This window comes from Streptomyces cahuitamycinicus, from assembly GCF_002891435.1.
Lineage (GTDB): Bacteria > Actinomycetota > Actinomycetes > Streptomycetales > Streptomycetaceae > Streptomyces > Streptomyces cahuitamycinicus.
On the sequence record NZ_POUC01000328.1, the window covers coordinates 1 to 9295 of the forward strand.

8 protein-coding genes and 1 pseudogene are annotated in these 9295 nt (G+C 71.6%); 6 read left to right on the forward strand and 3 right to left on the reverse strand.

The genetic code is table 11. From position 1 onward, the window contains the following. Positions 1 to 318 precede the first annotated feature (318 nt). The 5 genes from C1J00_RS31615 to C1J00_RS31635 are packed head-to-tail and all read left to right on the forward strand — an operon-like array spanning position 319 to position 6231. Positions 319 to 2172, forward strand: coding sequence for an ABC transporter substrate-binding protein (locus tag C1J00_RS31615; RefSeq protein WP_102912414.1), 1854 nt, complete (start codon positions 319 to 321; stop codon positions 2170 to 2172). Positions 2173 to 2190: 18 nt separating this feature from the next. Further along, positions 2191 to 3240: an ABC transporter permease gene (locus tag C1J00_RS31620; protein WP_102912415.1), complete on the forward strand. Its 1050-nt coding sequence runs from the start codon at positions 2191 to 2193 to the stop codon at positions 3238 to 3240. After that, positions 3237 to 4151 (forward strand): ABC transporter permease, encoded by a 915-nt coding sequence (locus C1J00_RS31625; protein WP_102912416.1) that lies wholly within the window; start codon positions 3237 to 3239, stop codon positions 4149 to 4151. Before C1J00_RS31620 ends, C1J00_RS31625 begins: the two co-directional genes overlap by 4 nt. Beyond that, positions 4148 to 5233 (forward strand): ABC transporter ATP-binding protein, encoded by a 1086-nt coding sequence (locus tag C1J00_RS31630; protein ID WP_102912417.1) that lies wholly within the window; start codon positions 4148 to 4150, stop codon positions 5231 to 5233. Before C1J00_RS31625 ends, C1J00_RS31630 begins: the two co-directional genes overlap by 4 nt. Then, positions 5230 to 6231 carry an ABC transporter ATP-binding protein gene (locus tag C1J00_RS31635; RefSeq protein ID WP_102912418.1) on the forward strand — a complete coding sequence of 334 codons (1002 nt, stop codon included), beginning with the start codon at positions 5230 to 5232 and terminating at the stop codon, positions 6229 to 6231. The genes C1J00_RS31630 and C1J00_RS31635 overlap by 4 nt, the downstream gene beginning before the upstream one ends. Before the next feature lie 25 nt (positions 6232 to 6256). Here C1J00_RS31635 and C1J00_RS31640 read toward each other — a convergent pair whose 3' ends face one another. Further along, entirely contained in the window at positions 6257 to 6967 is a 711-nt protein-coding gene (locus C1J00_RS31640; protein ID WP_102912419.1) for an NAD(P)-dependent oxidoreductase, read from the reverse strand. 108 nt (positions 6968 to 7075) lie between these two features. Here C1J00_RS31640 and C1J00_RS31645 point away from each other — a divergent pair, with 108 nt between their 5' ends. Further along, on the forward strand, positions 7076 to 7759 hold the full coding sequence (locus C1J00_RS31645; protein ID WP_180989765.1) for a TetR/AcrR family transcriptional regulator: 684 nt from the start codon (positions 7076 to 7078) through the stop codon (positions 7757 to 7759). A gap of 54 nt (positions 7760 to 7813) precedes the next feature. Here the strand turns inward: C1J00_RS31645 and C1J00_RS31650 are convergent, their stop codons facing one another. After that, positions 7814 to 8770, reverse strand: a complete 957-nt coding sequence (locus C1J00_RS31650) for a bifunctional riboflavin kinase/FAD synthetase (RefSeq protein ID WP_102912420.1) — start codon at positions 8768 to 8770, stop codon at positions 7814 to 7816. Positions 8771 to 8939: 169 nt separating this feature from the next. Further along, positions 8940 to 9295 (reverse strand): annotated as a pseudogene (locus C1J00_RS31655) (serine protease); the annotation flags it as partial.

Sequence of the window (9295 nt, forward strand, 5' to 3'; positions counted from 1 at the left end):
GCCCCCGCCTCCGACGCAGTAACCGCCTCACCCGATCGGCCCCTTTTCGAGGGGCCGATCCCCGCCCGGCCCGCGCCGTTCGACTCGGCGCGGGCCTCGGCGCGTTCAGGGGCGAAATCCGTTGCCAGGCCCTGGCCAGGAGCGCGTCACTGGTCTCGACCAATGAGTGCGAAATGCTCGCCAATTCGTTATTTCCGCAGGCCACAAGGGGTGAACACGCCGTTGACGGGTGGAGACGGCCGCTGGTACACACACATCACGCATCTGACAGCTGATCAACCCGTCCTTCCCGTCCGAGCGATGACGCGAGGTCCGACCATGGGCACGAACGATCAGAAGCGCAGCCTCCCGCACGGCCTCCGGCTCGTCGCCCTGGCCGGGGCCGCCGCGCTCACCCTCACCGCCGGTCTCGCGACCCCGCTCGACCCGGCGCCCCAGCAGGCCCGGGCGGCCGACGACGGCAAGAAGGTGCTGACCGTCGCCGTGGCGCAGAGCGTGGACTCGCTCAGCCCGTTCCTGGCGGTCCGGCTGCTCAGTACGAGCATCCACCGGCTCATGTACGAGTACCTGACCAACTACGACCCCAAGGACAACCACGCCATCGCGGGCCTGGCCACCAAGTGGGAGCCGTCGCCGGACAAGCTGACCTGGACGTACACGATCCGCTCGAACTCCACGTGGTCGGACGGCGAGCAGACCACCGCCGAGGACGCGGCGTGGACCTTCAACAAGATGATGACCGACACCGGCGCGGCCACGGCGAACGGCAGCTACGTCGGGAACTTCCGGAAGGTGACGGCCCCGAGCCCCACCGAACTGGTCATCGAGCTGAAGAAGCCGCAGGCCACGATGGCCGCGCTGGACGTGCCGATCGTGCCGAAGCACGTGTGGGAGAAGGTCTCGGACTTCTCCGAGTTCAACAACGACAAGACCTTCCCCGTCGTGGGGAACGGGCCGTTCGTGCTGAGCGGCTACAAGGCCGACAGCTACGTCCGGCTCAAGGCCAACAAGAGTTTCTGGCGCGGGTCGCCGAAGTTCGACGAGCTGGTCTTCCGCTACTACAAGGACCAGGACGCGGCCGTGTCGGCGCTGCGCAAGGGCGAGGTGTCCTTCGTCGCCGGGTCCCCGTCCCTGACGCCCGCTCAGGCGGAGTCCCTGAAGGGCGCGGAGGACATCCAGGTCAACGACGCCCCGGGCCGCCGCTTCTACGCCCTCGCCACCAACCCGGGCGCGAAGGCGAAGAACGGCAAGAAGTTCGGCGACGGCCACCCCTCCCTGCTGGACCAGCGGGTGCGCAACGCCCTGTTCCGGGCCGTGGACCGCGAGGCCATCATCGACAAGGTGTTCCGGGGCCACGCCGTCGAGGGCGAGGGCTACATCCCGCCGCGCTTCCAGGACTACTTCTGGAAGCCGTCCGCGAGCCAGAAGCTGGCGTACGACCCGGCCGAGGCGGCCCGGCTGCTCGATCAGGCGGGCTACAAGAAGAACGGCGACGGCAAACGCGTCGGCAAGGACGGCAAGCCCATCACCTACCGCGTGCTGTGCCACGCCACCGACCCGAACGACAAGGCGGTCGGCAAGTACCTCCAGGAGTGGTGGGGCGAGCTCGGCATCGGCGTCCGGCTCAACTGCCTGGACAACGTGACCGACCCGTGGCTGGCCGGCAAGTACGACCTGGCGTTCGACGGCTGGTCGGTCAACCCCGACCCGGACTTCGTGCTGTCCATCCACACCTGCGGGGCCCTCCCGGCGACGCCCGAGGAGACGGGAGCGACGGACAACTTCATCTGCGACAAGAGGTACGACGAGCTCTACGCCCGGCAGCTCACCGAGTACGACCCCGCCAAACGGGCGGACATCGTCAAGCAGATGGAGTCGCGGCTGTACGACCTCGGGTACATGAACGTCATGGCGTATCCGAACGCGGTCGAGGCCTTCCGGACGGACCAGATCAAGTCGATCACGACCATGCCGGCGAAGGCGGGCAACATCTACGGCCAGGACGGCTACTGGAGCTGGTGGTCGGCGGTCCCGGCCGACTCCGGCGGATCATCGGACAACGCGTCGTCGACAGGCGTGGTGGTCGGGGCCGTCGCGGGTGTCCTGGTCCTGGCCGGGCTGGGCGCCTTCGCGGCGATGCGGCGGCGGGCCACCGCCGAGGAACGCGAGTGAAGCGGCGAGCGGGCACCCATGACCGCTGACGCGACCCCCGCGCTGGTCGAGGACGAGCAGCGGACGGCGGCCGGGCTCCGGGTGCGCAAGAGCTCCGCGTACCCGCGGTACCTGGCGGGCAAGGTGGCCGGTGCCGCCGTATCGCTGCTGGCCGTCCTCGTGACCAGCTTCTTCCTCTTCCGGCTGATCCCGGGGGACCCGGTGAAGACCATGACGGGCGGCCGTCAGGTGTCGGCGGAGCAGCTGGCCGCCTATCGTGAGGAGTTCGGACTCGACCTGCCGCTGTGGCGGCAGTTCACGGACTACTGCGGCAAGGCGCTCACGGGCGACTTCGGGACGTCTTACCAGTTCCGCGCCCCCGTCCTCGACAAGATCACCGAGGCGCTGCCGAACACCCTGCTGCTCACCGGTACCGCCTTCGTCCTCTACACGGCGCTGGGCATCCTCCTCGGCACCCGGTCGGCATGGCGGCACGGCAAGCTGGGCGACCGCGTCAACACGGGCCTCGCACTGACGCTGTACTCCATCCCGTCCTTCTGGCTGGGGCTGCTGCTGATCATCGTGCTGTCGGTGGGCATCGGCCCGCTGCCCGGCATGTTCCCGACCGGCGGCATGGAGTCGGGCGGCGAGGAGGGCTTCGCGTACGTCCTGGACGTGGCGCACCATCTGGTGCTGCCGGTGGTGACGCTGGTGGCCGTGGAGTACGGGCAGACGCTGCTGGTCACGCGGTCGGCGCTGCTGGACGAGATGGGCAGCGACTATCTGACGACCGCGCGGGCCAAGGGGCTGCGCGACGACCTCGTCCGCCGCCGGCACGCCGTGCCGAACGCGTTGTTGCCGACCGTGACGCTGATCTTCATCAACCTCGGGCGGACGGTGGCGGGTGTGATCCTCGTGGAGACGGTGTTCTCCTGGCCCGGCCTCGGCGGGCTGTTCTACCAGGCGCTGAGCGTGCCCGATCTGCCGCTCGTGCAGGGGTTGTTCTTCGTGTTCGCTGCCGCGGTGATCCTGATGAACACGCTCGCCGACCTGGTCTATCCGCTGCTGGACCCCCGGGTGGCCCGATGACGACGTCGATCGGTACGGCCCCGAGCCCGCGCGCCCTCGCCCGGCAGCGCCGCAGGGCGTCCGTCGCCCGCTTCTGGCGGCAGTACCGCTCCGAACGGGCGGGACTGTACGGCCTGACCGCGCTCTCGCTGTGCGCGTTGCTGGCGCTGTTCGCACCGCTGTTCGTCGGCTCCGACGTGAGCAGCGTGACGGACGCGCCGGGGCGTCCGATGCAGAGCCCGAGCGCCGCGTTCCCGCTCGGCACCGACCAGTTCGGGCGGGACCTGCTGGGCCTGGTGATCTGGGGCTCGCGGGTGTCGCTGCTGGTGGGGCTGCTCGCCGCCGTGCTGTCGGTGGCGATCGGCACCCTGATCGGGGTGACGGCGGGACACTTCAAGGGCTGGTACGCGACGGTGATGATGCGGATCACCGACTGGTTCCTGGTCATGCCGACACTGGTGCTGGCGATCGCCCTGGCGACCGTGATGTCCCGGTCGCTGACCACGACCGTCGTCGCGATCGGCGTCACCACCTGGCCGACCACGGCCCGGCTGGTGCGTGCGCAGACCCTCGCCGTGGAGACGAGGCCGTACATCGAGCGGGCGAAGGCGCTGGGCGGCGGGCACGGGCACGTCATGTCCCGGCACGTCCTGCCCAACGTGATGCCGCTGGTCCTGGCCCAGACGACCCTGATCATCTCCTCGGCCATCCTCGCCGAGGCGACCCTCGCCTTCCTCGGCCTCGGCGACCCCACGGTCGTGTCGTGGGGCGGGCTGCTCCAGGACGCGCGGGAGGCGGGCGCGGTCAGTGCCGGGGACTGGTGGTACCTGGTGCCGCCGGGCATCGCCATCGCCGTGGTGGCGCTGGCGTTCACGCTGTGCGGGCGGGCCGTGGAGTCCGTCCTCAACCCCAGGCTGGGGGTGTCGCGTTGAGTCTGCTCGACGTCAGGAACCTGACCGTGACGTACGCGGGCGGGGCGGCCGCCGTGCGCGGGGTCGATCTGCGCCTGGAGGCGGGCCGGAAGCTCGGCCTCGCCGGCGAATCGGGCTGCGGCAAGTCGACGCTGGCGCTGGCCCTGCTGCGGCTGCTGCCGGCCGGCGCGCGGATCACCGGGGAGGTGCTCCTCGACGGCGAGGACGTGCTGGCCATGAAGTGGGGCCGGGTCCGGGCGGTCCGCTGGGCCGGGGCCTCCGTCGTCTTCCAGGGCGCGATGCACTCCCTCAACGCCGTGCATCGCATCGGCGACCAGATCGCCGAGCCGATCGTGCTGCACCGGAAGGCCACCGCGGCCGGTGCGAGGAAGAAGGCCGGTGACCTGCTGGAGCAGGTCGGTCTGCCGGCGGCCCGCGCCGGCGCCTACCCGCACGAGCTGTCCGGCGGCCAGCGCCAGCGCGTCATGATCGCCATGGCCCTGGCCTGCCATCCCCGGCTGATCATCGCCGACGAGCCGACGACCGCACTCGACGTGATGATCCAGGCCCAGATCCTCCGGCTCATCGAGCAGCTCGTCGCGGACCAGGACCTCGGCCTGATCATGATCAGCCATGACCTGGCGGTCCTCGCCGACACCTGCGACCGGCTCGCGGTGATGTACGCGGGCCGGGTGGTCGAGGAGGGCCCGGCACAGCAGGTCTACGAGGACGCCCGGCACCCGTACGCCCGGGCCCTGTCGGCCGCGTTCCCGCGCATCGGCGACCCGGCGTCCCGGTTCGCCCCGCAGGGGCTGGCGGGCGACCCGCCGGACCCGGCGGCGTTGCCGTCCGGCTGCACGTTCCATCCCCGGTGTCCGGTCGCGCTGGAGTCGTGTGCCGAGGAGGACCCGGCGCTGCGCGCGGCGGGGCCGGAGCGCCGGGCGGCGTGCGTGCTGGTCGGGCCGCCGGGAGCCGAGGCCCCTGCCGAGCGGGCGACGGCGGAACCCGCAACCGGCGAGGCACTCCGGGAACCGGGGGCCCGCGGTGAGGGCTCGGCCGGGGAACCGGAAGCCCTGGAGGAAGCGAGGCCCAGCACGCCATGACCATCTCCCCCACGCCCCCCGAGGTCATCACGGCCCCACTGCTCAGCGCCCAGGGCCTTCACGTCACCTTCCCCGGACGGCACGGCGGCCCCCGGGCCCGCGCGGTGGACGGGGTCGGCCTCGACATCCGTCCTGGCGAGATCGTCGCGCTGGTCGGCGAGTCCGGCTGCGGCAAGACGACCCTGGCCCGCAGCCTGCTCGGTCTGGTCGAGCCGACGGCGGGCCGGGTCACCTTCGACGGCCGCCCCCTGGACTACTCCCTCCGGTCCCTCAAGGCCTACCGCAAACGCGTCCAGCTGGTCCTCCAGGACCCGAGCGGCTCGCTCAACCCCCGGCACACGGTGTACGACGCGGTCGCCGAGGGACTGCGCATCCACCGCTACGGCGGCGACGAACGCACGGCGGTCGCCGAGGCCCTGTCACGGGCCGGGCTACGACCCCCGGAGCGCTTCTTCCTGCGTTACCCGCACGAACTGTCCGGCGGGCAGCGCCAGCGTGTCGTCATCGCGGGCGCACTCGTCCTGGAACCCGAACTCCTCGTCGCCGACGAGCCGGTGGCGTCCCTCGACGCCTCGGTACGCGGCGAGATCCTCGCCCTGCTGCTCCGGCTGCGCACCGAGCTGGGCCTGTCCGCCCTGGTCGTCACGCACGACCTGGGTCTGGCGTGGAACATCGCCGACCGGGTCGCCGTCATGTACCTGGGCCGGATCGTGGAGACGGGCACGGTGGAGCAGGTGCTGACGGCCCCCCGGCACCCGTACACCCAGGCACTGCTGTCCGTCCTCCCCGAGGCCCCAGGCGCCCCGGTGGTCCTCACGGGCGAGCCCCCGGATCCGTCCCGCGTCCCGTCGGGCTGCCGCTTCCACGCCCGCTGCCAGATCCTCGCGAGCGGCGAGGCGGAACGGGCGGGTGTCGCGGACGCGTGCCGCACCCGGGATCCGGAGATCCTCGACGGCGGCGGCACGGCCCAGGTGGCATGCCACTGGGCGACGCGCTGAAGGCGAAGCCGGGCCGACAGCCCGGCTAGTGCTGTGACCCCCCGGCGTGGGCGAGGGCGCCGGGGGTCCGGCAGCCGACGATCGCCGGGGCCTCCTGGACGAGCGTGTCGTCGGTGAGGGCGTGCACCATGAACAGGGCGAAGTCCACCCGCCGCGTCAGGTTGCCGGCCAGTACCGGGTCGCCCACGTGCCGGCTCCACACGGGCAGGCCCTGGCTCTCGCCCTCCTCCAGGGAGCTGCCGCGCACCACGGTCCACCGGGTGTCGCTGGCGAACACCCGTCGGCACGCCTCGACCTGGTCGTCGAGTTCGACGGCGCGGACGAGCTTGGCCAGCACGGTGGCGATCCGTACGCCCAGGACGAACAGCCGTGAGTACCTGTCCTTGCCGTCGCGGGTGATGTGCCAGCCGCAGGAGAAGACCAGGCGCGCGCCCGGCCGTGCGTGGTCGAGCACCGCCTGCGCCGTGCCCGACGCGTACTGCCGTACACCCCACGGCACCAGCACCGTCAGCACCCCGTCGCACCCGGCGACCGCTCGCCGGATCACCTCCGGGTCGTTCGTGTCTCCGGGGACGACGGTGATCCGGCCTTCGAACGCGGCCAGCTTCGGCACGCTGCGTTCCCGGCACACCCCGACCACTTCGTAGCCGCGCTCCAGCGCGTGCCCGACCATGTACTGCCCGAGCTTCCCCGAAGCCCCGATGACGCAGACCTTCTTCACGCGTTCCGTGTCCATGGCGCAGCCCCCTCGCCGGAATGCCTACCTTATGTTGTAAGGCAAGCTAGCCTTATGCTGTAAGGCGGTCAAGGGGAGTGCACGGCGAAAAGCGAGCAGGAGGGCCGGATGGGCGCGGGGAACAAGAGCCGGCGGGGGGCGTCGGAGCGCACTCCGCTCAGTCGCGAGCGCGTGATCCGCACGGCGGTGGCGGTGGCGGACGAGAAGGGGGCGAACGCGCTCACCATGCGGGCCATCGCCGAACCGCTCGGCGTCGAGGCGATGTCGCTCTACCACCACGTCGCGGGCCGGGAAGACATCCTCGACGGCATGGTGGACGCGGTGTTCGGCGAGATCGACCTACCGCCGCGCGACAGGGACTGGAGGAGTGCCCTGCGCCACCGCGCGGACTCCGCCCGTGCCGTACTGCGGCGCCACCCCTGGGCCGTCGGCCTCATGGACTCCCGCTCCCAGCCCGGCCCGGCGACCCTGCGCCATCACGACGCCGTCATCGGAACGCTGCGCGCCGGAGGATTCTCCGTCCCCATGGCCGCGCACGCCGTCTCGCTGATCGACAGCTATCTGTACGGGTTCGTGCTCCAGGAGCTGAGCCTGCCGTTCAGAGGCGCCGCCGAGCTGGACGAGGTGGCGGGCGCCATCGTGCGCGACATGCCCGCCGACACCTACCCCCACCTCACCGAACTGGCCACCGAGCACGTCCTCAAGCCCGGCTACGACTACGCCGACGAGTTCGCCTTCGGTCTCACCCTCATCCTCGACGCCCTCCACCCGGACGAGGCCGCGAGCGCGTAGCGAGTCGGCGGAGGTGCCAGGGAGGTGTAGCGAGTACGCGGAGGTGCCGGGAGGTCAGGCGGACCGCTCGGCCGCCGCCACCAGCTCCCGGCAGCGCTTGACGTCCTCGGCCATCTGCTCCAGCAGCGCGTCCAGCGTGTCGAACCTGGCCTGCCCCCGCACGAACGACAGGAAGTCGACGGCGACATGGAGGCCGTACAGTTCGAGCCCGACCCGGTCGATGGCGTACGCCTCCACCGTGCGCTCGGTCCCCTCGAACTGCGGATTGGTCCCCACGGAGATCGCGGCCGGCATCGCCTCGCCCTGGACGTGCAGCCAGCCGGCGTACACACCGTCGGCCGGGACGGCCGTGTGCGGCAGCGTCTCGACGTTGGCCGTGGGGAAGCCCATTTCGCGCCCCCGCTGGGCGCCTCGGACGACGACGCCCTCCACCCGGTGCGGCCGGCCCAGGATCTCCGCCGCGCCCTCGACGTCTCCCTCGGCGACCAGCCGCCGCGTCAGCGTGGAGGAGAACGGCTCGCCGCCGCCCGCCGCACCGGTCACGTACAGGTCGACGACCTCGACCTCGAAGTCGTAGGTCTTGCCCTGCGTGGACAGGAACTCCACGTTCCCGGCGGCCTTGTGACCGAAGCGGAAGTTGGGGCCCTCGACGACCGCCTTGGCGTGCAGCTTGTCGACCAGGACCTTGACGACGAAGTCGGCCGGGGACAGCTTCGAGAACTCGGTCGTGAAGGGGAGGATGAGCACCGCGTCCACGCCCAGGTCGGCCATGAGTTCGGCGCGGCGGTGGTGCGGGGCGAGGAGTGGCGGGTGGCTGCCGGGGCGTACGACCTCGCTGGGGTGCGGGTCGAAGGTGACGACGACGGCGGGCACGCCCAGTTCCCGGGCGCGGTCCACGGCATGCCGGATGATCAGCTGGTGCCCGCGGTGCACTCCGTCGTAGGAGCCGATGGTGACGACGCTGCGCCCCCAGTCCTGGGGGATGTCCTCCAAGCCACGCCAGCGCTGCACTGTGCCTGCTCCTTGTCGAAAGCTCGTCGAACCCGTGTCCGGTCGTTGTCCGTGGTTGCCTCGTGCGCAGGACTAAGGGTGCCATGCCGGGTGCCTCCTGCCCGCATCGGCATGGGGGCTGTGACGGGGCGCACGACACCGTACGGCGGCCCGGCGACCGGGAGCCCGCTCACGCGGGGACGCCCGCACCCGCCAGGTTCTCGATCATCCGGTGGGAACTCGGCCCGACCAGCGCCGCCCACTCCTCGGGCGCCTCGGCCAGCCAGGCGGCCGCGTGGGCGGCGAAGCCGGGCACGTGCCGGCCGAGGTCGACCAGGGCGCGGTCGAAACGGGTGGCGCCCTCCGGGGTGCGCACGAGGAGCAGTCCGATGCGGCGGACGAGGTCGCGCAGGTCGTCCCCGCCGTTGCGGGCGGCGGCGTGCAGGAGCGCGTCCAGGACGTCGGTGTCGTGCTCGCGGGCCAGGAGCGCGTCGCGCAGTTCACTGCGCAGCGGACGCGAGGCGGGGATGCCGGGCGGGGCGAGGG